Raw genomic sequence first — 22,228 nt, 5'->3', positions numbered from 1 at the left:
GAGCATGACCAGCGCCGCCCGAGACCGCGTCCTCGTCCTGCTCCGGCACGCCAAGACGGAGGAGACCAACCCGGGCGGCGACCACGAGCGCGAGCTGACCGGCCGGGGCCGGCGCGACGCGAGCGCCGCCGGTCGCTGGCTGCACGAGCACGGCATCGGCATCGACGAGGTGCTCTGCTCGACCGCCGAGCGGACCCGGCAGACGTGCGAGCTCGTCTGGGAGGCAGGCTGCCCCGAGGCCGACGTGCACCACGACCGGCGCATCTACAACGCCTCTCCCGAGGCGCTGCTCGACGTCGTGCACGAGGCCGACGACGACGCCGACGTCGTCATGGTCGTCGGCCACGCGCCCGGCATCCCCGCCCTCGCCGAGCTGCTCGCCGACGGCGAGGGCAGCGCCGAGGGGCACCGGGCCATGGCCGAGGGCTTCCCGACCTGCGCGCTCGCCGTCCTGCACTACGCCGGCCGGTGGTCCGACCTCGCGTTCGGCGACGCGCAGCTCGAGCGCTTCCACGTCGCCCGTGACGGGCGCTGACGACCGCCGGCTGCGGGCCCTCGAGCACGTCCGGCGGCTCGCCCGCGGAGGGCCGCTGGACTCGACCCTCCGGGTGACGGTGAACTTCCACCCGGAGCGCAGGTCGGCCGGCCGCACGGTGCTCGAGCACCTGGGCCACGACCGGGTGTACCGCTCGCAGTTCGAGACCGGGACGAGCAACGGCGGGCTGACCGCCCACCCCGGGGGCAGCCGCTGGCGGTGGGAGCAGCGGATGTTCGGGGGCGCCTACGACGACGCGCCCGCGGCGGAGCGGCCGCGCTACGGGGCGCTGGACCACCGACGGCGGGGTCTCGGTGGGGCCCCGCGCTTCGGCTCGGCCCACGTCCGGCTGGCCTCGTCCGTCCTGCCGCGGACGACCTTCTGCTTCCCCGACTCCGTCTTCCTGCCCACCGCCGTCGGCACGGTCGAGCGCTGCGACCTCGTCGGTCCGGCCGATGCGTTCGCGGCGAGGCCGCTGAGCGACGCCCTCGAGCGGGAGGAGGGCCGGCTGGACGCCGCGGTCGTCGGCCGGGCCGTCGAGACCGGACGCGAGGACCCGCAGGACCTCAAGAAGGTCTGGCACCACGTCGCGCGCTTCGGGTCGCCCCGGGAGCGTTGAGGGTTCAGGGGTGCAGGTCGAGGGCGTCCGCGACGCCGGTCCAGTAGCGCACGCGGTCCGCGGTGGTCGTGCGCGTCGAGGGCAGCACGCTCGTCGGCCGTGGCCGTCGGTCGTGCCACAGCCGGCCCGGCTCCGGGGCGGGCTCGGTCGCCACGACCCAGACGGTGGTGTCGCTGCCGTCGGCGTCGGTGCGCAGGACCGGGCGCAATGCCTTCGAGAAGGACGGGAGCGAGGCGTCCAGACCGGGCGTGCGCGCCCAGCCCGGGTGCGTGGCGTGGACCGTGACCCCGCGCGACGCCCAGCGGTCGGTGAGCACGGGGAGGAGCTCGACCTGGCCGCGCTTGCTGCGGGCGTAGGCGACCGACCCGCTGTAGCGGCCGGTCGTGTACTCGGGGTCGTCGACAGGGAGCGGCTGGGTGTACATCCCGCCGGAGGTGACGAGGACGACGCGGCCGGCGTCCTGCTCGAGGACGGGCAGGAGCAGCTCGGTCATGAGGACCGGGCCGAGCACGTGCAGGGCGAGGGTCAGCTCGTGGCCCTGCGGTGACGCCGTGCGTTCCGCGGGCAGCGCGCCGGCGTTGTGCACCAGCCCGCGCAGCGGCACGTCGGCGGCGGCGAAGCGACCCGCGAAGGTCCGGACCGAGTCGAGGTCGGCGACGTCGCAGCGCCAGACGCGGGCGGCGTCCGGTCGTCCGACGGCGGCGGCCACCTGTCCCGCGACGCGCTCGCCGCGCTCGGCGTCGCGGACGACGAGGTGGACGGTGGCACCGAGCGTGGCGAGGTCGAGGGCCGTGCGCCGGCCGAGGCCCGACGTCGCGCCGGTGACGGCGACGTGCCGGCCGGCCAGGGCCCCGACGGCGGGGTCGGCGGGCCAGCCCGGCAGTCGCCGGCGCACGGCGATTCCGAGCGCGGTGAAACCGGGAGCGACCGTGCGGTCCAGGGCGGTGTCGACGAGCCGGGCGGCGGCCCGGGGGAGCGGGCCGCTCACGTGAGGGACCTCATCGCGGCGATGGCGCCGCGCAGGTAGCGCTCGACGACCTCGCGCTCGGCGGGCGTCAGCGAGGCGTCGGTGCGGGCGAGGCCCTCGAACATCGGGGCGAGGTGACGCACGGCCTCGCGGCGACCGGACTCGGTGATGACGACCTCGGTGCGCCGGCCGTCGGCGGGGTGGCGGCGGCGCTCTGCGTGGCCACGGGCGACAAGACGGTCGATGACCTGGGACGAGGCCGCCGACGTGACGCCGAGCGCGCGTGCGAGGTCGACCGGGCCCATCGAACCCATCGCCAGGTGCCGCAGCGAGTGCAGCTCGGAGGTCGACAGGCCCGCCCGCCTGGCCACCTCGTGGGGGACCTGGGCGGCCACGTCGGTCAGCTCCTGGAGCGTGTCGAGCGTGCTCGAGCCGGTCCAGGCCGGGACGAGCTCGGTGACGGCGCGGGTTGCGTCCTGGGGGTCGTTATCCGTAATATCACTCACCAACTTAGCAATTAGGTGAATCACCTGTTGCTCCGATCCTAGCAATTCCTGTCAACAGCAACGGAGGCTGAACCGTGGGACGCATCGCCGACCTCGTCACCCGCCGGTGGGTCGCCGGCCTGCTGGCGCTCGTCGCGCTCCTCGCCGCCGGTGCGGTCGTCGGCGTCGTCGGGCAGGCCGAGAAGCCCGACGGCACGCTCACCGCCCTGCCGCTCGACTCCGAGAGCCGCGAGGCGGCCGCGCTGCGCCAGCAGCTGCCCGACGAGCAGGGGTCGGCGGCCGTCGTCCTCTTCGCGCGGGACGGCAGGCTGACCGACGCCGACACGCAGGCCATCGAGACCAAGGCCCGCGACCTGCCGGGCGCCGCCGGCATCCCCGCGCAGCGCAGCGAGGACGGGACGGCCGCCGTCGTCGTCGTCCCGGTGCAGGAGGGCGACGCGACCCGGACGGCCGACACCGTCGCGCAGATCCGGGAGGCCGCGAAGGCCGACCTGCCCGACGGGCTGACCGCGCAGGTCACCGGTCCGGCCGCGATCCAGGCCGACCTCGCCGGTGTCTTCGACGGCGCCAACACCCGGTTGCTGCTCGCGACGGCGAGCGTCGTCGCGCTGCTGCTCGTCCTCACCTACCGCAGCCCGGTCCTCTGGCTCGTGCCGCTCACCGTCGTCGGCGTCGCCGACCAGCTCGCCGCCGTCGCCGCGACGCACACGCTGGCCCTCTTCGACGTCGCCTGGGACGAGTCGACCGTGGGCATCCTCTCGGTGCTCGTCTTCGGTGCGGGCACCGACTACGCGCTGCTGCTCATCTCGCGCTACCGCGACGAGCTGCGCACCACCGAGGACCGGCGCGCGGCGATGGCCCACGCGCTGCGGCGCACCACCGAGGCCGTGCTCTCGAGCGCCTCGACCGTCGTCCTCGGCCTCCTCACCCTCCTGCTGTCGGCCTTCCCCGCGACCCGCGGGCTCGGGCTCGCCTGCGCCGTCGGCGTCGTCGTCGCGGCGTTCTTCGTGCTCGTCGTCCTGCCGGCCGCGCTCGTCGTCTTCGGCCGGTGGATCTTCTGGCCCCAGGTCCCGCGGGTCGGCCAGACCGGCCTCGCCGACGGTCACTCGGCCTGGCGCCGGGTCGGTGACGCGGTCGCCCGTCGACCCGTCGCGGTCGTCGCCGTCGTCGTCGTCGGCCTCGCGGTCGCCGCGGGCGGCATCAGCCAGGTCAAGGCCGGCCTCTCGACGGCCGACCAGTTCCTCGACACCCCCGAGTCCATCACCGCCTCGCAGCGCTACGGCGAGTCCTTCCCGGCCGGCTCGGTCGACCCCGTCGTCGTCATGACGCGCGGCGACGGCGAGGCGCTCGCGCAGCGGGTCGGGCAGGTCCCCGGCGTCGAGTCCGCCCGCGTCGCGGCCAGTGGCGGCGGGGTGACCGAGGTCGACGCCGTGCTCTCCGGCGACCCCGGCTCGGACGAGGTCCGCGACAACGTCCGTGCCCTGCGCGAGGCGCTCGCCGACCAGCCCGACACCTACGTCGGAGGCACCGAGGCCGAGGCGGTCGACACGGCCGAGGCGTCCTCCCGCGACCGTGCCCTCATCCTGCCGCTCATCCTCGGGCTCGTGCTCCTCGCGCTCGGCGGGCTCCTGCGCAGCGTCGTCGCCCCGGTCGTCCTCGTGGCGACCGTCGTCGGCACCTACCTCGCCAGCCTCGGCATCAGCTGGGTGCTCTTCACCCAGGTGCTCGGGTTCGAACGGCTCGACGAGGGCGTCCCGCTGCTGGCGTTCGTCTTCCTCGTCGCGCTCGGCGTCGACTACAACATCTTCCTCGTGACACGGGCGTCCGAGGAGGCCCGGCGGCACGGGCCGCGCGAGGGCATGCTCCGCGCCCTCGCGGCGACCGGTGGCGTCATCACGAGCGCGGGCATCCTGCTCGCCGCGGTCTTCGCCGTGCTCGGCGTGCTGCCGCTGGTGGTCCTCGCGCAGCTCGGCGTCATCATCTGCGTCGGTGTCCTGCTCGACACGCTGATCGTGCGGACCCTGCTCGTCCCGGCCGCCGCGGTCCTGCTCGGCGAGCGGTTCTGGTGGCCGCGCAGGCTCCGGCGCCACGACGACGAGCGCGGCGCCGGCCGCGACGAGGAGCCCGTCGCCGCGGGGGCGCCGAGCGCCTGAGGCCACGCCCGGGCGGGAGGAGAAATTTCCTCCCGCCCGGTGCATCCGGGCCGGGGGGCGCGGCGGAAGAGGGGGTGGGTCGCCACCGGGGCGACCCTCCCTCGACCAGGAGGTCCTCCATGCGAACCCGTCGCCTCGTCACCGCCGCCGTGGCCGTCGCCCTCGGTGCCACCACCCTCGCCGCAGCCCCGGCGAGCGCGTCGTCCGGATCGTCCACGCCCACCGGCACCCGCAGCCTCGCGGCCGTGCTCACGAGCGACGGCAACACGTTCGACCACAACTGGTACGACTACGACATCGTCACCGAGGCGGTCCTCGCGGTGCTCGCCGCGAAGCCGAACAGCCCGGTCAAGGTGCTGGCGGACGGCACGACGCCGGTCACCGCGTTCCTGCCCGACGACCGCTCGTTCCAGGTCCTCGCGTACGACCTCACCAAGCGCTGGCCCTCGACCGAGAAGAAGACCTTCGAGGCCCTCGTCGCGGCCGTCGGGGTCGACGCGATCGAGCAGGTGCTGCTCTACCACGTCGTGCCGGGCGCCACGATCACCAAGCGGGACGCCGTCAAGGCCAACGGCGCGGCCCTGACGACCGCCCAGGGCGGCACGGTGACGGTCAAGGTCCTCAACAAGTGGATCCCGATCATCGAGCTCAAGGACCAGGACCGCAACGACGTCAACCCGTTCGTCAACCCCCGCCGGTTCGACATCAACAAGGGCAACAAGCAGATCGCCCACGGGATCGTCTTCGTCCTGCGGCCCCTCGACCTCTGAGGTGTCGCTCGCGACGGGCGTCGCGCCGGTGGTGGGGGGACAGGACCCCACCATCGGTGCGGCGCCGCCGTCGGTGCCGTACCGCGCGGCACGCCCTAGGGTGGGTGGCGTGAGCGTGGACGCGGAGACCGGGGCCGAGGCGCAGGTCGACGACGTCGCCGCCCGTCTCGTGGCGGGGTCGCGCGAGGCGCTGGAGGAGGCCTGGGCCCGCTGGTCGGGCCTGGTCCACACGCTGGCGGTGCGCTCGCTCGGCAACCACCACGACGCCGAGGACGTGACCCAGCAGGTGTTCGTCGCGGCGTGGCGGGGCCGGCACACGCTCGACCCGACGCGCGGGTCGGTGCCCGGCTGGCTCGTCGGCATCACCCGGCACAAGGTCGCGGACCTGCACGCCCAGCGGGCCCGCCAGGCCCGCGACGCCGAGGCGGCGGCGCGCGAGTCCCTGCCCGACACGCACGCTCCGCCCCCCGAGGAGCGGCTCGCGGCGCGGCTCCTGCTGGCCGACGCGCTCGACCGTCTCGGCGAACCCCGCGCGAGCGCCATCCGTCTGGCCCTCGTCGACGAACTCACCCATGAGGAGGTCGCGCAGCGGCTCGGTCTCCCGCTCGGCACCGTCAAGAGCCACATCCGCCGAGGACTCACGACCCTGCGACGCCACCTGGAGGAGGTGACCGATGACCACGCCTGAGCACGCCGTCCACCCGGACGACGACCTCGTGCTGCTCGCGACCGGTCACCCGGTCCCGGCCGAGGTGTCCGCCCACCTCGAGACCTGCCCCCGCTGCGCCCACGAGGTCGCCGCCCTGCGCGCCGTCTCCGAGCTGCTGCGCGACCCGGTCGACCTCGTCGCCGCGCCGGCCGGCCTCTGGGACAAGGTCGCCGCCGAGATCGACCGTGACGAGGAGGGGCGTCCCGTCCTCACGGTCGTCGACGGCGCGGTCGCCGACGACGCGACCCCGCCCGCGCCGCCGCGCGGTGTCGTCGCTCCGCTGCCCGACCCGGCACCCGCGGCCTCCTTGGCGCCCGCCCGGTCGCGCCGGCGCCGCTTCGCCGGCGGGTGGCTCGTCGCCGCCGCTGCTGCCGGGGTCGTCGTCGGGGGCGTCGGGGTGCGCGCCCTGGACGGTCCGGAGCCGCAGCCGACACCGTCCGCGGTCGTGCTCGGCGAGACGAAGCTCGACACCCTCGACACGCAGCAGGTCCTCGGGGCGGCCAGCGCCGTCCGCGTCGACGGCCACCTCGACCTCGACGTCGACACCCCGGCGCTCGACCCGGGCACCGGATACCTCGAGGTGTGGCTCATCAACAAGGACCTCAAGCGGATGGTCTCGGTGGGCGTGCTCCGGCCCGGCGAGGGCAACCAGCGCTTCGCCATCGACCAGTCGCTCATCGACCAGGGCTACGTCATCGTCGACATCTCCCGCGAGGGGTACGACGACAAGCCCGAGCACTCCGGCGACAGCATCGCGCGCGGCACCCTCGCCCTCTGACGAGAGTCCGCCGCACACACGGACGGGCCCCGGGTGCTGGTGCACCCGGGGCCCGTCCGCGTCGGTCGGTGGCTCAGCCCTTGGGGACGAGCACGCCGTCGATGACGTGGATGACGCCGTTCGTGGCCTCGATGTCGGTCTGCGTCACCGTGACCTCGCCTCCGGAGGTGTCGGTGAGGGTGACGGTGTCGCCGTCGACGCCGATGGTCAGCTTCTCGCCGTTGACCGTCTCGACCTCCTGACCGTCCATCGTCGCGACGTCGGCGGCCATGACCTTGCCCGGCACCACGTGGTAGGTGAGGACGTCGGTCAGCGCGCCCTGCGGGTCGGCGAGCAGGTCGTCGAGGGTGCCGTCGGGAAGGGCCGTGAACGCCTCGTCGGTCGGGGCGAAGACCGTGTACGGCCCCTCGCCCTTGAGGGTCTCGACGAGGCCGGCGGCCTCGAGCGCGGTGGCGAGGGTGGTGAAGCCGCCGGCCGCGACGGCGGTGTCGACGATGTCGGCGGAGGCGGCGGCGGACTCCGAGGCGCTCGGCGAGGCCGAGGTCGGCGCGGCCGAGGAGGTGGCGGGGGTGCTCGCCCCGGCGTCGGTGTCGGAGTCCGACCCGCAGGCGCTGACGACGAGCGCGAGGGAGAGGGCGGCGGTGGCGGCGAGGGTGCGTCGCATGACGGGGTCCTTCCGGAGGGGGTGGTGTTCCTGACACCCCCACTTCCGTCGTCACCGTGCCCGTGGATGCACTTCCTTCGACAAACTTTCGACGACCTGCGGCGGCGGCGGTCGTGGGTCGATCGGCGGGACACCCGGGCGAGACCCCGGCGGCGAACCTAGGATGACCGGCATGACGACGACGCCCGACATCAAGCCCCGCAGCCGCGACGTCACCGACGGTCTCGAGAAGACCGCCGCCCGAGGGATGTTGCGCGCCGTCGGCATGGGCGACGACGACTTCGCGAAGCCCCAGGTCGGCGTCGCGAGCTCGTGGAACGAGATCACCCCGTGCAACCTCTCGCTCGACCGGCTGGCCAAGGCGGTCAAGGACGGCGTGCACGCCGGCGGCGGCTACCCGCTGGAGTTCGGCACCATCTCCGTCTCCGACGGCATCTCGATGGGCCACGAGGGGATGCACTTCTCGCTCGTCAGCCGCGAGATCATCGCCGACTCGGTCGAGACCGTCATGAGCGCCGAGCGCCTCGACGGCTCGGTCCTGCTCGCCGGCTGCGACAAGTCCCTGCCGGGGATGCTCATGGCCGCCGCGCGCCTGGACCTCTCGTCGGTCTTCCTCTACGCGGGCTCGATCCTCCCGGGCATCGCCAAGCTGTCGGACGGCACCGAGAAGACCGTGACGATCATCGACGCCTTCGAGGCGGTCGGAGCGTGCCTCGCGGGGAAGATGAGCCGTGAGGACGTCGACGCCATCGAGCGCGCCATCTGCCCGGGGGAGGGCGCCTGCGGCGGCATGTACACCGCCAACACGATGGCGTCCGTCGCCGAGGCGATGGGGATGTCGCTGCCCGGCTCGGCCGCTCCGCCGGCCACCGACCGCCGCCGCGACGGCTTCGCCCGCAAGTCCGGCGAGGCGGTCGTCGAGCTGCTCCGCCGCGGCATCACCGCACGCGACATCATGACCAAGGAGGCGTTCGAGAACGCCATCGCCGTCGTCATGGCCTTCGGCGGCTCGACCAACGCGGTCCTGCACCTCCTGGCCATCGCCCACGAGGCCGAGGTCGACCTCACCATCGACGACTTCCAGCGGATCGGCGCCAAGGTCCCGCACCTCGCCGACGTCAAGCCCTTCGGCCGCTTCGTGATGACCGACATCGACCGCGTCGGCGGCGTCCCCGTCGTCATGCGTGCGCTGCTGGACGCCGGTCTGCTGCACGGGGACTGCCTCACCGTCACCGGTCGCACCGTCGCCGAGAACCTCGCCGACATCCGTCCGCCGGACCCCGACGGCCACGTCGTGCGTGCGATGGACGAGCCGATCCACCGCACCGGTGGCCTGACCATCCTCAAGGGCTCGCTCGCCCCCGAGGGCGCGGTCGTCAAGTCGGCCGGCTTCGACTCCGACGTCTTCGAGGGCACCGCCCGCGTCTTCGACGGCGAGCGCGCCGCGATGGACGCCGTCGAGCAGGGCGCCCTCACCGCCGGCGACGTCGTCGTCATCCGCTACGAGGGTCCCAAGGGCGGCCCGGGGATGCGCGAGATGCTCGCCGTCACCGGGGCCATCAAGGGCGCCGGCCTCGGCAAGGACGTCCTCCTCCTCACCGACGGCCGCTTCAGCGGCGGCACGACCGGCCTGTGCGTCGGCCACGTCGCGCCCGAGGCCGTCGACGAGGGCCCGGTCGCGTTCGTCCGCGACGGCGACCGCATCCGCCTCGACGTCGCGAACGCCACGCTCGACCTCCTCGTCGACGACGCGGAGATGGAGCGCCGGCGGTCCGAGGGCGTCACGCACCCCGAGCCGAAGTACACCCGCGGTGTCCTCGCCAAGTACCGCCGGCTGGTGCAGAGCGCCAGCACGGGGGCGGTGTGTGACTGACGCACCGGGGGAGGGGCCGGCGCTCGAGCTGGTCGGCCTCGTCAAGGAGTTCCGGGGGCGGCGGGTGGTCCACGGGCTCTCGCTCGCGGTGCCCCGGGGCTGCCTCTACGGGCTCGTCGGGCCCAACGGCGCCGGCAAGACGACCACGCTGTCGATGGCGACCGGCCTGCTGCGCCCGACCGCCGGCACCGCGCGCGTCCTCGGTCACGACGTGTGGGCGGACCCGCCGGCGGCCAAGGCGGTCATGGGGGTCGCCCCCGACGGGCTGCGCCTGTTCGAGCAGCTGGGCGGGCGCGAGCTCCTGCACTACGTCGCCGACCTGCGCCGGATGCCCCAGGACGTGAGCCGTCCGCGGGCCGAGGAGCTCCTCACCGTGCTCGACCTCGCCGCCGACGCCGACACGGTCGTCGCCGACTACAGCGCGGGGATGGTCAAGAAGATCAGCCTCGCGGCGGCGCTCATCCACGCCCCGCGCCTGCTCGTGCTCGACGAGCCGTTCGAGGCCGTCGACCCCGTGTCGGGCCAGGCCATCCGAACCATCCTGCGGCGCTACGTCGCGACGGGTGGCACGGTCGTCATGTCGAGCCACGTCATGGAGCTCGTCGAGGGCCTCTGCGACCGGGTGGCGGTCGTCGCCGGCGGCCGGGTGCTCGCCGAGGACACCGTGGCCGCACTCACCGCGACCGGCTCCCTGCACCAGCGCTTCCTCGAGCTCGTCGGCGCGGGCGACGTCTCGGAGGACGGCCTCACCTGGCTCGGGGGGTGAGCCGCCGATGACCCTGCTCATCGTCCGGCTGCGGCTGCGGATGTGGCGGACCGCCCTCTCGCGCAGCTCGGTCCAGCTGGTGTCGGCCATCATCGGAGGGCTGGTCGCGCTCGGTGCGGTCGGCCTCCTCGGGCCGTCCATCGCGCTCCTCGCGGCGCGCCCCCTCGCGCTCACGGCGGTCACGGTGCCGCTCTTCGCCGGGGTCACGCTCCTCTGGCTGGTGCTCAGCCTCGTCGCGACGGGCGTCGACAACGTCCTCGACCCCACCCGCTTCACCGTCCTGCCGCTGCGCGCGCCCGAGCTGGCGCGGGGCCTGCTCGCCGCGACCCTCACGGGCATCCCCGCCGTCGTGCTCACGCTGCTCGCGCTCGCCCAGGTGCTCGCGTGGTCCTCGCACCCCGCGGCGGTCCCGGCGGCGCTCGCGGCGGCCGTGCTCGGCCCGCTCACGGCCGTGCTCCTCACGCGCGCGGTCACCAGCGCCCTCGCCGGGGTGATGACGAGCCGGACCGGTCGGCTGCTCGGGGCGGCCGTCGTCGCGCTCGCGACCCTGCTGCCGCTCGTCCTCAACCTCCTCGTCACCTCGGGGGAGCCGGGCCTGTCGCTGCGCTCGCTCGACGCCCGCGATGCCGCCGTCGTCGCGTCATGGACGCCGGTCGGCTGGGCCTGGGGCCTGCCCTTCGACGTCGCGACCGGTCGGTGGGCCTCCGCCGTCGTCCACCTCGCCCTCGCGCTCGGCCTGCTCGCCGTCCTCTGGCGGGTGTGGGTGCGGCAGCTCGAGCGGGTGCTCACCTCCCCGATGACGAGCGGCGGCGGCCAGCACATCGGTCGCGGCCGGCTCCTGCCGCGCCTGCTCGGGCACTCGCCGACGGCCGCGGTGGCCGCGCGCCGGGTGCGGGCCTGGTACCGGGACAGCCGCCTCGTGAGCATCGCGCTGCGCACGGCGGTGCTGCCGGTCTTCTTCGTCGTGCAGGCGGCCGTGACCGGGACGGGGGCCCTCGCCGGGACCGGGGTGGTGACCCTCGCGGTCTTCGCCGGGCTGACCCTCATGAACGACCTCGCCTTCGACGGGCCGGCGTGGTGGATGCACGTGAGCACCGGGGTGCGGGGGTGGGAGGACCGGCTCGGGCGGGTCGTGGCCTCGGCCGTCGTCTTCGGCCCGGTGGTCGCCCTCACCTTCGTCGTGTCGGTGGGGATCGGCGCGATCGAGGCGGTGCTCGCCTGGCTCGCCGTGGTCGTGGCGGCGTTCGGCGCGAGCCTCGGCCTCGCCGCCGGGGTCGGGGCCGTCCTGCCGGGCACCGCCCCGCGGACCGGCGGCAACCCCTTCGCCGCGTCGTCCGGCGGCGCCGCCCAGGGCTGCCTCACGGCCCTCGCGTCGTTCGTCGGCCCGGTGGTGCTCGTGCTCCCGGTCGTCGTCGGCGCGGTGCTGTCGCGGGGGAGCGCCCTGCTCGGTGCCGTCGTCGTGGTGGTCTCGGTCCTCTACGGCGCCGGCCTGCTCGCCGCAGGGGTCGTGCTCGGCGGGCGCCACCTCGACCGCACCGCCCCCGAGATGCTCGGACGCCTCGGTCAGGTCCAGGTCTGACGCCGGTCCGGCCCCGCGGACTCGACCCGCCAGAGCAGCGCCGCGAGCAGCGCGGCGAGCCCCGCCCCGGCCACCGTGAGGAGCAGCCGCTTCAGGGCGACGCCGGAGGCCCGGCCGACGAGGCCGCTCGAGCCGACGAGGACGATCGCCGCGCTCGACGCCCCGGCCATCCAGCGGGTCTCGCGGACGGCCGTCCACGCGAGGGCGAGCACGCCGAGGACGCCGGCCCCGGCGAGGACGACGGCGGTCGGGACGAGGGCGGTGGCGAGGACGGCGAGCACGACACCGACGACGGTGCCGACGACCCGCGCGGTGGCCTGGCCGGCGGTCTCGTTGCGCGACACCGCCAGCACCGTCGCGACCGCGACGACGAGCCAGTAGCCGTGCCCGAGGCCGAGGGCGCTCGTCACGGTGGTGCCGACCCCGGCGACGACGGCGGTGGCCAGCGCGTGCCGACCCGCCTCGGCCAGGGGGACCGGCTGCGGGGCGGCGCCGGCCCGGGCCGCGGTGGCGGCCGCCACGACGAGCAGCGCGCCGACGCCCACCCACAGGGTCACGACGCCACCGGTCCGCCCCAGCGGCAGCCCGGCGCCGAGGGCCGCGAGGACGGGGAGGAAGGTCGCGAGGCGGGCGGCCCCGCGGAGAGGACACCGAGACCGAAGGAGGCGGCGCAGAGCACCGCGACGACGAGCGCGGCGAGGGCCGCGACGGCGACGACGAGCGCGGCCGCGAGGGTGAGGACGCGGCGTGGTGGCCACGGGACGGACACGGCGCGAGGCGAGCGCGGCCCGGACCCGCCGGAGTGACGGACGCCACGGTCCCGGATGCTGGGACCGGCCGTCTCGCCGGTTGACACACCGGGGGGAGGGGGAGACAGTTGTCGCGTGGCCCGGATCCTCGTACTTCCACAGCGCGCCTGACGCCCCCGCGACCAGGCGCGCTCCCTCCGTCGTCCCACCATGGGACTGGAGGGTTTTTTTGTGCGCGGACCCCGGCACGACCCTTTCGGCGAGAAGGAAGCGGTGACACGAACGTGAGCGACACCCGACCGGCGACCCCGGCACCCCTGAAACCGGCTCCCAGCCCGGCCCGGGTGGCCGAGCAGGCGCGCGCCAAGGCACCCGTGGAGGTGACCGGCGCCCAGAGCCTCGTGCTCTCGCTCGAGGCGATGGAGGTCGACACGGTCTTCGGCATCCCCGGCGGCGCGATCCTCCCCGCCTACGACCCGCTGCTGGACTCCGTCAAGGTCCGCCACATCCTCGTGCGCCACGAGCAGGGCGCCGGCCACGCGGCCGAGGGGTACGCGGCCGCCACGGGGCGGGTCGGCGTGTGCATGGCGACCTCCGGCCCCGGCGCCACGAACCTCGTGACGCCGCTCGCCGACGCCTACATGGACTCGGTGCCGATCGTCGCGATCACGGGGCAGGTCAGCTCGACGGCCATCGGGACCGACGCCTTCCAGGAGGCCGACATCCGCGGCATCACGATGCCGGTCACGAAGCACAACTACCTCGTCACCGACCCCGCCGAGATCCCGCGGGTCATCGCCGAGGCGTTCCACGTCGCGAGCACCGGCCGGCCCGGGCCCGTCCTCGTCGACATCTCCAAGGACGCGCTCCAGGCGCGCACCACGTTCTCGTGGCCGCCGAAGATCGCCCTGCCCGGCTACCACCCGGTGACCCGTCCGCACGGCAAGCAGATCCGCGAGGCCGCGCGCCTCGTCGCGGCGGCCGAGCGCCCCGTCCTCTACGTCGGCGGCGGCGTCATCCGGGCCCGCGCGAGCGAGGAGCTGCGCCGCTTCGTCGAGCTGACGCAGATCCCCGTCGTGACGACGCTCATGGCCCGCGGCGCCCTGCCCGACAGCCACCCGCTGCACCTCGGCATGCCGGGGATGCACGGCTCGGTCGCCGCCGTGACCGGCCTCCAGAAGAGCGACCTCATCATCGCGCTCGGCGCGCGCTTCGACGACCGGGTCACCGGGCAGCTGTCGACCTTCGCGCCCGAGGCCAAGGTCATCCACGCCGACATCGACCCGGCCGAGATCGGCAAGAACCGCGTCGCCGAGGTGCCGATCGTCGGCGACGCGCGCGCCGTCATCGCCGACCTCGCCGAGGCGGTCGAGGCCGACATGGAGGCCGGGCAGGGCGGCGACTACACCGCGTGGCGCGAGCGTGTGGCCGGCTGGAAGGAGACTTTCCCCGTCGGGTACACGGCGCCCGAGAACGGCGCTCTCGCACCGCAGTACGTCATCGAGCGGCTCAGCGCGCTGAGCGGGCCGGAGTCGGTGTACGTGGCCGGTGTCGGCCAGCACCAGATGTGGGCCGCGCAGTTCGTGCAGTACGAGCGGCCCAACGCCTGGCTCAACTCCGGCGGCCTCGGGACGATGGGCTACTCCGTCCCGGCCGCGATGGGCGCGCAGGTCGGCGAGCCGGACCGCACGGTCTGGGCCATCGACGGCGACGGCTGCTTCCAGATGACCAACCAGGAGCTCGCCACCTGCGTCATCAACAACATCCCGATCAAGGTCGCGATCATCAACAACAGCAGCCTCGGGATGGTCCGCCAGTGGCAGACCCTCTTCTACAACGAGCGCTACTCGAACACCGACCTGCACACCTCGGTCGGCTCGCGCGTCCCCGACTTCGTCAAGCTCGCCGACGCCTACGGCTGCGTCGGGCTGCGGTGCGAGCGGCCGGAGGACGTCGACGAGACGATCCGCCAGGCGATGGCCGTCACCGACCGCCCGGTCGTCGTCGACTTCGTCGTCGAGCGCGACGCGATGGTCTGGCCGATGGTCCCCGCCGGCGTGAGCAACGACGCGATCCAGGTCGCCCGCGACACCGCTCCGCAGTGGGACCGCGAGGAGTCCGAGGCCATCGAGCAGCACACCGACGCCGACCACGACGGCCGCTGAGGGAGAACCATGAGCAAGCACACGCTGTCCGTCCTGGTGGAGAACAAGCCCGGCGTCCTCGCGCGCATCGCCGCGCTCTTCTCCCGCCGCGGCTTCAACATCGACAGCCTCGCCGTCGGCGAGACCGAGCACCCCGAGGTCTCGCGGATGACCGTCGTCGTCGACGTCGAGGACCTCCCGCTCGAGCAGGTGACCAAGCAGCTCAACAAGCTCGTCGAGGTGCTCAAGGTCGTCGAGCTCGAGCCCGGCTCGGCCGTCCAGCGGCAGGTCATGCTCATCAAGGTGCGCGCGGACGCCGCCACCCGCAGCCAGGTCCTCGAGATGGTCCAGATGTTCCGGGCCAAGGTCGTCGACGTCGCGACCGAGTCGCTGACCATCGAGGCGACCGGCACCACCGAGAAGCTCCACGCGCTGCTCGAGGTCCTCGAGCCCTTCGGTGTCCGCGAGCTCGTGCAGTCGGGGATGGTCGCGATCGGCCGTGGGCCGCGCTCGATCACGGACCGGGCGCTCCGCAGCGCCTGAGCCGCACCCCCCTAGAGTCCCATCCAGCAGCACACCCGACCCGAAGGAGAGGCCTGTTCCGATGGCCGAGATGTTCTACGACGACGACGCCGACCTGTCGGTGATCCAGGGCCGCAAGGTCGCGGTCATCGGCTACGGCAGCCAGGGCCACGCCCACGCCCTCAACCTGCGCGACTCCGGCGTCGACGTGCGCGTCGGCCTCGCCGAGGGCTCCACGAGCCGCGCCAAGGCGGAGGCCGAGGGCCTGACCGTCCACACCGTCGCCGACGCCGTCCGCGAGGCCGACCTCGTCGTCATCCTCACGCCGGACCAGGTGCAGCGCGGTCTCTACGCGGCCGAGATCGAGCCGAACCTCCGGGACGGCGCGGCCCTGCTCTTCGGCCACGGCTTCAACATCCGCTTCGGCTACATCGAGCCGCCGGCCGGCTCCGACGTGCTCATGGTCGCCCCGAAGGGCCCCGGCCACATCGTGCGCCGCGAGTTCGTCGACGGGCGCGGCGTGCCCGTGCTCCTCGCCGTCGAGCAGGACGCCTCGGGCTCGGCCTGGGACCTCGCGAAGTCCTACGGCAAGGCGATCGGCGGCCTGCGCGCCGGCGGCATCAAGACCACTTTCACGGAGGAGACCGAGACCGACCTGTTCGGTGAGCAGGCCGTCCTCTGCGGTGGCGCCTCGCAGCTCGTCATGTACGGCTTCGAGACGCTCGTCGAGGCCGGCTACCAGCCCGAGGTCGCGTACTTCGAGTGCCTCCACGAGCTCAAGCTCATCGTCGACCTCATGATCGAGGGCGGCATCGCCAAGCAGCGCTGGTCGGTCTCCGACACCGCCGAGTACGGCGACTACGTCTCCGGGCCCCGCGTCATCGACCCGCACGTCAAGGACAACATGAAGGCCGTCCTCGAGGACATCCGCAACGGGAACTTCGCCAAGCGCTTCATCGACGACCAGGACGCCGGGGCACCGGAGTTCAAGGAGCTGCGCGCCAAGGGCGCCGCCCACCCCATCGAGGGCACCGGCCGCGAGCTGCGCCAGCTCATGGCGTGGGTCGACACCGACCGCGACAGCGACTACGTCGAGGGCTCCGCCGCGCGCTGACGCGACACCACCACCTCGACCCACCCCGTCGAGTGAGCAGAACACGCCGTGCGCGACTCCTCGCGCACGGCGTGTTCTGTACGTTCGACACATGCGTGACCTCGTCGACGGGTGGCCCTTCTGGGTCGTCCTCGTCGCGTTCTGGGCCGGCGCCACGGCCCGCGGGGTCGCGACGTACTGGGTCGGGCGCGGCGTGCGGGCCGGGGGAGGGCGCACCCGCTGGGCCCACCACCTCGACCGGCCGGCCGTCGCGCGCGCCGAGCGCTTCGTGCGCCGGGTCGGCCCGCCCGCCGTCACCCTCGGCTTCCTCACCGTCGGCCTGCAGAGCGCGATCAACGCCTCCAGCGGGATGCTCCGGATGCCGCTGCGCCGCTTCCTGCCCGCGGTCGTCCTCGGGGCCCTGCTCTGGGCGGCCGTCTACACGACGGTCGGGATGACGGTCGTCGACGCCGCGCTCGGCCGGGTGCCCTGGTGGTGGCTCCTCGTGGCCGCCGGCGTCGTGCTGCTCGTCGTCCTCGCGGCGCGGCGGCTGCGTCGTCGGGTCGACGCCGCGGCCTGACCCCGGACGCGACGACGATCACATCGTGGTCACTGGTGTCCACATGCTGGCGGGTGCCTACGATGGAGGTCCCGGCACAGCGGCGTGCCGGACGGCACGTCACCGCATCGGCGGACCCCCGACCACCCACGCACGCAAGGGACCTTTCACGTGACCAAGCCCGTCGTCCTCATCGCCGAGGAGCTCTCGCCCGCGACCATCGACGCCCTCGGACCCGACTTCGAGGTGCGCCACACCGACGGCGCGGACCGCTCCCAGCTCCTGCCGGCCATCGCCGACGTCGACGCGATCCTCATCCGGTCCGCGACCAAGGTCGACGCGGAGGCCCTCGCCGCCGCGAAGAACCTCAAGGTCGTCGCCCGCGCCGGGGTCGGTCTCGACAACGTCGACGTCGACGCCGCCACGAAGGCCGGTGTGATGGTGGTCAACGCGCCGACCTCGAACATCACCTCCGCCGCCGAGCTCGCCGTCGGCCTGCTCCTCGCCTGCGCCCGCAACATCGCGCCGGCCAACGAGGCGCTGAAGAACGGCGCGTGGAAGCGCAGCAAGTACGGCGGCGTCGAGCTGCTCGAGAAGAAGGTCGGCATCGTCGGCTTCGGGCGCATCGGCCAGCTGGTCGCCGAGCGGCTCAAGGGCTTCGGCGTCGAGATCCTCGCCTACGACCCCTACGTGTCGGTGCAGCGCGCCGGCCAGCTCGGGGCCCGCCTCGTCACCCTCGACGAGCTGCTCGCCGAGTCCGACTTCATCACCATCCACCTGCCGAAGACGCCCGAGACCCTCGGCCTCATCGGCAAGGAGGCCCTCGCGAAGGTCAAGCCGAGCGTGCGGATCATCAACGCCGCCCGCGGTGGCGTCCTCGACGAGTCGGCCCTCGCCGAGGCCATCGCCGACGGTCGCGTCGCCGGCGCCGGACTCGACGTCTTCGCGTCCGAGCCGTGCACCGACAGCCCGCTGTTCGCCTTCGAGTCGGTCGTCGTCACGCCGCACCTCGGCGCCTCGACCGAGGAGGCCCAGGAGAAGGCCGGTGTCGCGGTCGCGAAGTCCGTGCGCCTGGCGCTCGGCGGCGACCTCGTGCCGGACGCCGTCAACGTGTCCGGCGGCGCGGTCGCCGAGGAGGTCCGCCCGGGCATCGACCTCGTCGAGAAGCTCGGCCGCGTCTTCACCGCCATCGCCGGCTCCGTGCCGGTGCAGCTCGACGTCGAGGTGCGCGGCGAGATCACCCAGCACGACGTCTCGATCTGGGAGCTGTCGGCGCTCAAGGGCCTGTTCACCGACATCACCGAGGACCCGGTGACCTACGTCAACGCCCCGCTGCTCGCCAAGGAGCGCGGCCTGGAGTCGCGCCTGGTCACCGACGGCAGCAGCGAGGACTACCGCAACGTCACGACGCTCAAGGGCACGCTCGCCGACGGCACGGTCGTCTCCGTGGCCGGCACGCTGACCGGCCCGAAGCTCGTCCAGAAGGTCACCGGCGTCCACGGCTACGACCTCGAGGTCCCGCTGAGCCGCCACCTCGCGTTCTTCTCCTACGTCGACCGGCCGGGCGTCATCGGCTCGATCGGCCGCCTCCTCGGCGACGCCGACGTCAACATCGCCGCCATGCAGGTCTCGCCGCACGACGCCGACGGCACCGCGATGGTGGCGCTGACGGTCGACCGCGCGATCCCCGACGAGGTCGTCGCGGCGATCGGTCGCGAGATCGGCGCCGACACCGTGCGCGTCGTCAACCTCGGCTGACCACCGGCACCCCGCGACGGCGGTCCGCCCCCTCGGGGGTGGGCCGCCGTCGTCGTGTGCGGCGCAGCCCGGCCGCGAGGGCGAGCCCCCACGCGAGGAAGAGGGGGTCCCACAGCCAGGCGTGGCCGCGGACGGCCACGAGGTCCTCGACCGGGCCGAGGCCACCCGTCAGGGCGAGGTTGGCCGCGACGGTGTTCGCGAGGCCGTAGAGCACGAGGGCGGCGGCGACGAGCCAGGCCGCGATGCGCAGGCCGTGCCGCGGGCCGCCACGTCGGGCGGCGAGGAGGGGGACCCACGCCGCGGCGAGCTTGCCGAGCCCGATGGCGGCGAGGGCGAGGCCGGCGGCCACGGGGGACTCGTCCCGCCACGACGTCGCCCACTCGCCGAGGGTGGCGGCGAGGACGGGGGAGCCGGCCGCCCACGCGAGGCTGGAGGCGGCGTGCACGGTACCGAGGCCGGCGGCGAGCACCAGGGCGGGTGGGGCGGAGGGGCGGAGAGGCACGGTGTCGACGCTACGGGCGTGCGACCGACCGCGGCATGGGGGAGGACCCCGGCGGGACCCCGGGACGCCGTCGTGGGACAGAGGGCGCCCCGTGCACTCGATCCGTCGTCGCCACCGCTGATCACGTCGTCCAGGGGCCGCCGAGACGCGCGATTCCGAACTTCGGCGGCCGGTGTGACGCGCATCTCGTGCGTCGCGCGGTCCGCATCGTGGGATCGACCTGACGGGTAGTAGGACGTCCTCCTACCGTGGAGGCATGACGCGGCGCGTACTCCTCATTCCCGGCCGCGGCGAGGTCCTGTAGTCAGCACCCTCGCCGCGGAGACCCCGCGACGCCGCTGACCGCTCGCCGGCCCACCCCGGCTCGAGCACCGGACCACCCAGAACCCCCGAGCGGCACCCGCCGCGGAAACGAGAGACGCGATGAACACCGAGACGACGTTCGACGAGGCCACCCTGGCACGCCAGGCCCTGCAGGAGTCGATGGACCTGCGCGACCAGGGTCACAGCGACGACTGACAGCGACCGGGTCCCACGCTCTGCGTGGGCCTGAGCCCCGACGCCGCCCACGAGCGGCGCGGACCCGACGGCCGTTCTCGCCCTTCCACGGGCTGGGACGGCCGTCCGCATCCCGGACCCACCTCCCTAGGCTGGAGCACATGAGCGACGCCGCCACGACCACCCCGTCCTCCCTCGACCTCGCCGTCATCGCCGGCGACGGGATCGGCCCGGAGGTCGTCGCCGAGGGGCTCAAGGTGCTCGAGGCGGCGGTCGGCGCCGACGGACCCAAGGTCGCGACCACCGAGTACGACCTCGGCGCCCGGCGCTGGCACGCGACCGGCGAGACCCTCCCGGACTCCGTCCTCGAGGAGGTCACGGGCCACGACGCCATCCTCCTCGGCGCGATCGGCGACCCCGGCGTGCCGAGCGGCGTCCTCGAGCGCGGTGTCCTCCTGCCGCTGCGTTTCGCCCTCGAGCACTACGTCAACCTGCGCCCGGCCAAGCTCTACCCGGGCGTCGAGAGCCCGCTGGCCGTCGAGCGCGTCGCGCCCGAGGGGATCGACTTCGTCGTCGTCCGCGAGGGCACCGAAGGTCCGTACACCGGCAACGGCGGCGCCCTGCGCGTCGGCACGCCGCACGAGATCGCGACCGAGGTGAGCGTCAACACCCGCTTCGGCGTCGAGCGGGTCGTCCGCGACGCGTTCGCCCGCGCCCAGGCCCGCCCGCGCAAGCACCTGACCCTCGTGCACAAGCACAACGTCCTCACGCACGCCGGCCACCTGTGGCGGCGCACGGTCGAGGAGGTCGGCGCCGAGTTCCCCGACGTCGAGACCGCCTACCAGCACGTCGACGCCGCGACGATCTTCCTCGCGACCGACCCCGGCCGCTTCGACGTCGTCGTCACCGACAACCTGTTCGGCGACATCATCACCGACATCGCCGCGGCCATCGCCGGCGGCATCGGCCTCGCGGCCAGCGGCAACATCAACCCCGAGGGCCGCTTCCCGAGCATGTTCGAGCCGGTCCACGGCTCGGCCCCCGACATCGCCGGCCAGGGCGTCGCCGACCCGACCGCCACCGTGCTCTCGGTGGCGATGCTCCTCGCGCACGTCGGGCTCGCGGACGCCGCCGCCCGCGTCGAGCAGGCCGTCGCCGCCGACCTCGCCGAGCGCGGCACCGCCGCCCGCTCGACGAGCGCCGTCGGCGACGCCATCGCGGCGCGCCTCTGACCGACCGGCTAGCCTCTCGGGAGCACCGTCGCTTCCCGAGGAAAGGACCTTCCGTCCCATGAGCCTGACCTTCGACCTCGAGCGCCGGCCGGACCCCGCGAGCGACGAGCGTCGTGCCGAGATCCTCGCGAACCCCGGCTTCGGCGTGTACTTCACCGACCACATGGCCAGCGCCACGTGGACCCGCGACGGCGGGTGGCACGACGGGCGCATCCACCCGTACGGCCCGATCACCATCATGCCGAGCGCCGCCGTGCTGCACTACGCGCAGGAGGTCTTCGAGGGCCTCAAGGCGTACCGCCACGAGGACGGCTCGGTGTGGTCCTTCCGCCCCGAGGCCAACGCCGAGCGGATGCAGCGCAGCGCCCGGCGCCTGGCCCTGCCCGAGCTGCCCACCGACGACTTCCTCGCCTCGCTGCGCGCGCTCGTCGAGGTCGACGAGGCGTGGGTCCCGGCGTTCGGCACGGGCGAGACGAGCCTGTACCTGCGCCCCTTCCTCTACGCGAGCGAGGCCTTCCTCGGGGTGCGCCCGGCGAACGAGGTCACCTACTCGGTCATCGCCTCGCCGGCCGGCGCGTACTTCCCGCGCGGCCTCAAGCCGGTGCGCCTCTGGATCTCCGAGCACTACGCCCGGGCCGGCGTCGGTGGCACCGGCGCCGCGAAGACCGGCGGCAACTACGCCTCCTCGCTCGCGGGCCAGCTCGAGGGCATCGAGCACGGCTGCGACCAGGCCGTGTTCCTCGACTCCGCGACGCACACGTACATCGAGGAGCTCGGCGGGATGAACCTCTTCCTCGTCACCGACGACGCGCGGCTGCTCACCCCGGAGCTCACCGGCACGATCCTCGAGGGCGTGACGCGCAGCTCCATCCTCGAGCTCGCCAAGGACCTCGGGCTCGAGCCGGAGGAGCGTCGCATCGAGATCCAGGAGTGGAAGGACGGCGTGCGCGACGGGCACATCCGCGAGGTGTTCGCCTGTGGCACAGCCGCGGTCATCACGCCGGTCGGTGAGCTCTGCTGGGACGGCGGCGAGGCGCCGTCCACCGCGGGCGACGAGGGCGGTGAGGTCACGCGCTCCATCCGGCAGGCCCTGCTCGACGTCCAGTACGGGCGCGCCGAGGACTCGCGCGGCTGGCTGACGCGCCTGGCCTGACCGACCGCGATCAATGGTTCCTGAACGGACCATTGACACCGCCGGAGCGCCGGGTGTTGTCTGTGCACCACTCGATCCGCCCCGGACCCCCGCGGTCCG

The 22,228-nt window shown here is 74.0% G+C and carries 23 protein-coding genes; 17 read left to right on the top strand and 6 right to left on the bottom strand.

The window, feature by feature from the left end; all coding sequences use genetic code 11:
- The first annotated feature begins 4 nt into the window (after positions 1-4).
- Both LG324_RS15655 and LG324_RS15650 read left to right on the top strand, forming a co-directional pair.
- On the top strand, positions 5-535 hold the full coding sequence (locus LG324_RS15655) for a histidine phosphatase family protein (protein ID WP_030527874.1): 531 nt from the start codon (positions 5-7) through the stop codon (positions 533-535).
- The gene (locus tag LG324_RS15650) at positions 522-1,154 is read left to right on the top strand and encodes a DUF3626 domain-containing protein (protein WP_404349402.1); all 633 of its coding nucleotides are present in this window, start codon (positions 522-524) and stop codon (positions 1,152-1,154) included. The genes LG324_RS15655 and LG324_RS15650 overlap by 14 nt, the downstream gene beginning before the upstream one ends.
- Positions 1,155-1,158: 4 nt before the next feature.
- On the opposite strand, the gene LG324_RS15645 is transcribed toward LG324_RS15650, so the two are convergent.
- Both LG324_RS15645 and LG324_RS15640 read right to left on the bottom strand, forming a co-directional pair.
- Positions 1,159-2,142, bottom strand: a complete 984-nt coding sequence (locus LG324_RS15645) for an SDR family NAD(P)-dependent oxidoreductase (protein ID WP_404349400.1) — start codon at positions 2,140-2,142, stop codon at positions 1,159-1,161.
- Positions 2,139-2,627 carry a MarR family winged helix-turn-helix transcriptional regulator gene (locus tag LG324_RS15640; RefSeq protein ID WP_404349397.1) on the bottom strand — a complete coding sequence of 163 codons (489 nt, stop codon included), beginning with the start codon at positions 2,625-2,627 and terminating at the stop codon, positions 2,139-2,141. The genes LG324_RS15645 and LG324_RS15640 overlap by 4 nt, the downstream gene beginning before the upstream one ends.
- Positions 2,628-2,701: 74 nt before the next feature.
- Between LG324_RS15640 and LG324_RS15635 the strand changes: the two genes are divergently transcribed.
- The 4 genes from LG324_RS15635 to LG324_RS15620 all read left to right on the top strand — a co-directional run bounded on the left by LG324_RS15635 (position 2,702) and on the right by LG324_RS15620 (position 7,037).
- Positions 2,702-4,780 carry an MMPL family transporter gene (locus LG324_RS15635; protein ID WP_404349395.1) on the top strand — a complete coding sequence of 693 codons (2,079 nt, stop codon included), beginning with the start codon at positions 2,702-2,704 and terminating at the stop codon, positions 4,778-4,780.
- Positions 4,781-4,899: 119 nt separating this feature from the next.
- Positions 4,900-5,550, top strand: coding sequence for a fasciclin domain-containing protein (locus tag LG324_RS15630; protein ID WP_207023350.1), 651 nt, complete (start codon positions 4,900-4,902; stop codon positions 5,548-5,550).
- 109 nt (positions 5,551-5,659) lie between these two features.
- A complete protein-coding gene (locus tag LG324_RS15625; RefSeq protein ID WP_245616120.1) occupies positions 5,660-6,238 on the top strand; it encodes an RNA polymerase sigma factor in 579 nt (192 codons plus the stop codon).
- A complete protein-coding gene (locus LG324_RS15620; RefSeq protein ID WP_404349392.1) occupies positions 6,225-7,037 on the top strand; it encodes an anti-sigma factor family protein in 813 nt (270 codons plus the stop codon). The genes LG324_RS15625 and LG324_RS15620 overlap by 14 nt, the downstream gene beginning before the upstream one ends.
- A gap of 73 nt (positions 7,038-7,110) precedes the next feature.
- Here the strand turns inward: LG324_RS15620 and LG324_RS15615 are convergent, their stop codons facing one another.
- A complete protein-coding gene (locus tag LG324_RS15615) occupies positions 7,111-7,701 on the bottom strand; it encodes a fasciclin domain-containing protein (protein ID WP_404349390.1) in 591 nt (196 codons plus the stop codon).
- Positions 7,702-7,873: 172 nt separating this feature from the next.
- Between LG324_RS15615 and ilvD the strand changes: the two genes are divergently transcribed.
- The 3 genes from ilvD to LG324_RS15600 are packed head-to-tail and all read left to right on the top strand — an operon-like array spanning position 7,874 to position 11,919.
- Positions 7,874-9,574, top strand: coding sequence for a dihydroxy-acid dehydratase (gene ilvD, locus LG324_RS15610; protein ID WP_404349387.1), 1,701 nt, complete (start codon positions 7,874-7,876; stop codon positions 9,572-9,574).
- Positions 9,567-10,340, top strand: a complete 774-nt coding sequence (locus LG324_RS15605; protein WP_242525817.1) for an ABC transporter ATP-binding protein — start codon at positions 9,567-9,569, stop codon at positions 10,338-10,340. Before ilvD ends, LG324_RS15605 begins: the two co-directional genes overlap by 8 nt.
- 7 nt (positions 10,341-10,347) lie before the next feature.
- A complete protein-coding gene (locus tag LG324_RS15600) occupies positions 10,348-11,919 on the top strand; it encodes a hypothetical protein (protein WP_404349384.1) in 1,572 nt (523 codons plus the stop codon).
- Here LG324_RS15600 and LG324_RS15595 read toward each other — a convergent pair.
- Both LG324_RS15595 and LG324_RS15590 read right to left on the bottom strand, forming a co-directional pair.
- Positions 11,904-12,476 (bottom strand): FUSC family protein, encoded by a 573-nt coding sequence (locus LG324_RS15595; RefSeq protein WP_404349382.1) that lies wholly within the window; start codon positions 12,474-12,476, stop codon positions 11,904-11,906. The genes LG324_RS15600 and LG324_RS15595 overlap by 16 nt on opposite strands.
- On the bottom strand, positions 12,473-12,688 hold the full coding sequence (locus tag LG324_RS15590; RefSeq protein WP_404349380.1) for a hypothetical protein: 216 nt from the start codon (positions 12,686-12,688) through the stop codon (positions 12,473-12,475). Before LG324_RS15590 ends, LG324_RS15595 begins: the two co-directional genes overlap by 4 nt.
- A gap of 264 nt (positions 12,689-12,952) precedes the next feature.
- On the opposite strand from LG324_RS15590, the gene LG324_RS15585 reads away from it, so the two are divergent.
- The 5 genes from LG324_RS15585 (at position 12,953) to serA (ending at position 18,744) form a co-directional block, all read left to right on the top strand.
- Positions 12,953-14,833, top strand: a complete 1,881-nt coding sequence (locus LG324_RS15585; RefSeq protein WP_030527887.1) for an acetolactate synthase large subunit — start codon at positions 12,953-12,955, stop codon at positions 14,831-14,833.
- A gap of 9 nt (positions 14,834-14,842) precedes the next feature.
- Complete coding sequence (gene ilvN, locus LG324_RS15580) at positions 14,843-15,355, top strand: acetolactate synthase small subunit (RefSeq protein WP_030527888.1); 513 nt, start codon at positions 14,843-14,845, stop codon at positions 15,353-15,355.
- A gap of 61 nt (positions 15,356-15,416) precedes the next feature.
- Positions 15,417-16,448: a ketol-acid reductoisomerase gene (gene ilvC, locus LG324_RS15575; RefSeq protein WP_404349376.1), complete on the top strand. Its 1,032-nt coding sequence runs from the start codon at positions 15,417-15,419 to the stop codon at positions 16,446-16,448.
- Between the two features lie 91 nt (positions 16,449-16,539).
- Entirely contained in the window at positions 16,540-17,007 is a 468-nt protein-coding gene (locus LG324_RS15570) for a DedA family protein (RefSeq protein ID WP_404349374.1), read from the top strand.
- A gap of 150 nt (positions 17,008-17,157) precedes the next feature.
- Complete coding sequence (gene serA / locus LG324_RS15565) at positions 17,158-18,744, top strand: phosphoglycerate dehydrogenase (RefSeq protein ID WP_030527891.1); 1,587 nt, start codon at positions 17,158-17,160, stop codon at positions 18,742-18,744.
- Here serA and LG324_RS15560 read toward each other — a convergent pair.
- Positions 18,731-19,246 (bottom strand): DUF3995 domain-containing protein, encoded by a 516-nt coding sequence (locus tag LG324_RS15560; protein WP_404349371.1) that lies wholly within the window; start codon positions 19,244-19,246, stop codon positions 18,731-18,733. The genes serA and LG324_RS15560 overlap by 14 nt on opposite strands.
- A gap of 423 nt (positions 19,247-19,669) precedes the next feature.
- Here LG324_RS15560 and LG324_RS15555 point away from each other — a divergent pair, with 423 nt between their 5' ends.
- The 3 genes from LG324_RS15555 to LG324_RS15545 all read left to right on the top strand — a co-directional run bounded on the left by LG324_RS15555 (position 19,670) and on the right by LG324_RS15545 (position 22,129).
- Positions 19,670-19,765: a hypothetical protein gene (locus tag LG324_RS15555; RefSeq protein ID WP_030527893.1), complete on the top strand. Its 96-nt coding sequence runs from the start codon at positions 19,670-19,672 to the stop codon at positions 19,763-19,765.
- 140 nt (positions 19,766-19,905) lie between these two features.
- The gene (locus LG324_RS15550; RefSeq protein ID WP_404349368.1) at positions 19,906-20,976 is read left to right on the top strand and encodes a 3-isopropylmalate dehydrogenase; all 1,071 of its coding nucleotides are present in this window, start codon (positions 19,906-19,908) and stop codon (positions 20,974-20,976) included.
- A gap of 58 nt (positions 20,977-21,034) precedes the next feature.
- Complete coding sequence (locus tag LG324_RS15545) at positions 21,035-22,129, top strand: branched-chain amino acid aminotransferase (protein WP_404349364.1); 1,095 nt, start codon at positions 21,035-21,037, stop codon at positions 22,127-22,129.
- Positions 22,130-22,228 lie beyond the last annotated feature (99 nt).

The sequence above is a fragment of the Phycicoccus jejuensis genome, from assembly GCF_044797865.1.
GTDB lineage: Bacteria > Actinomycetota > Actinomycetes > Actinomycetales > Dermatophilaceae > Phycicoccus > Phycicoccus jejuensis.
This window is presented reverse-complemented; position numbering and strand designations above follow the sequence as displayed.

Coding starts and splice junctions, on each gene's coding strand:
- LG324_RS15620 (WP_404349392.1), top strand. CDS start 6,225: ATGACCACGCCTGAGCACGCCGTCCACCCGGACGACGACCTCGTGCTG.
- ilvD (WP_404349387.1), top strand. CDS start 7,874: ATGACGACGACGCCCGACATCAAGCCCCGCAGCCGCGACGTCACCGAC.
- LG324_RS15550 (WP_404349368.1), top strand. CDS start 19,906: ATGAGCGACGCCGCCACGACCACCCCGTCCTCCCTCGACCTCGCCGTC.
- ilvN (WP_030527888.1), top strand. CDS start 14,843: ATGAGCAAGCACACGCTGTCCGTCCTGGTGGAGAACAAGCCCGGCGTC.
- ilvC (WP_404349376.1), top strand. CDS start 15,417: ATGGCCGAGATGTTCTACGACGACGACGCCGACCTGTCGGTGATCCAG.
- LG324_RS15655 (WP_030527874.1), top strand. CDS start 5: ATGACCAGCGCCGCCCGAGACCGCGTCCTCGTCCTGCTCCGGCACGCC.
- LG324_RS15600 (WP_404349384.1), top strand. CDS start 10,348: ATGACCCTGCTCATCGTCCGGCTGCGGCTGCGGATGTGGCGGACCGCC.
- LG324_RS15555 (WP_030527893.1), top strand. CDS start 19,670: ATGAACACCGAGACGACGTTCGACGAGGCCACCCTGGCACGCCAGGCC.
- LG324_RS15615 (WP_404349390.1), bottom strand. CDS start 7,701: ATGCGACGCACCCTCGCCGCCACCGCCGCCCTCTCCCTCGCGCTCGTC.
- LG324_RS15545 (WP_404349364.1), top strand. CDS start 21,035: ATGAGCCTGACCTTCGACCTCGAGCGCCGGCCGGACCCCGCGAGCGAC.
- LG324_RS15570 (WP_404349374.1), top strand. CDS start 16,540: ATGCGTGACCTCGTCGACGGGTGGCCCTTCTGGGTCGTCCTCGTCGCG.
- LG324_RS15630 (WP_207023350.1), top strand. CDS start 4,900: ATGCGAACCCGTCGCCTCGTCACCGCCGCCGTGGCCGTCGCCCTCGGT.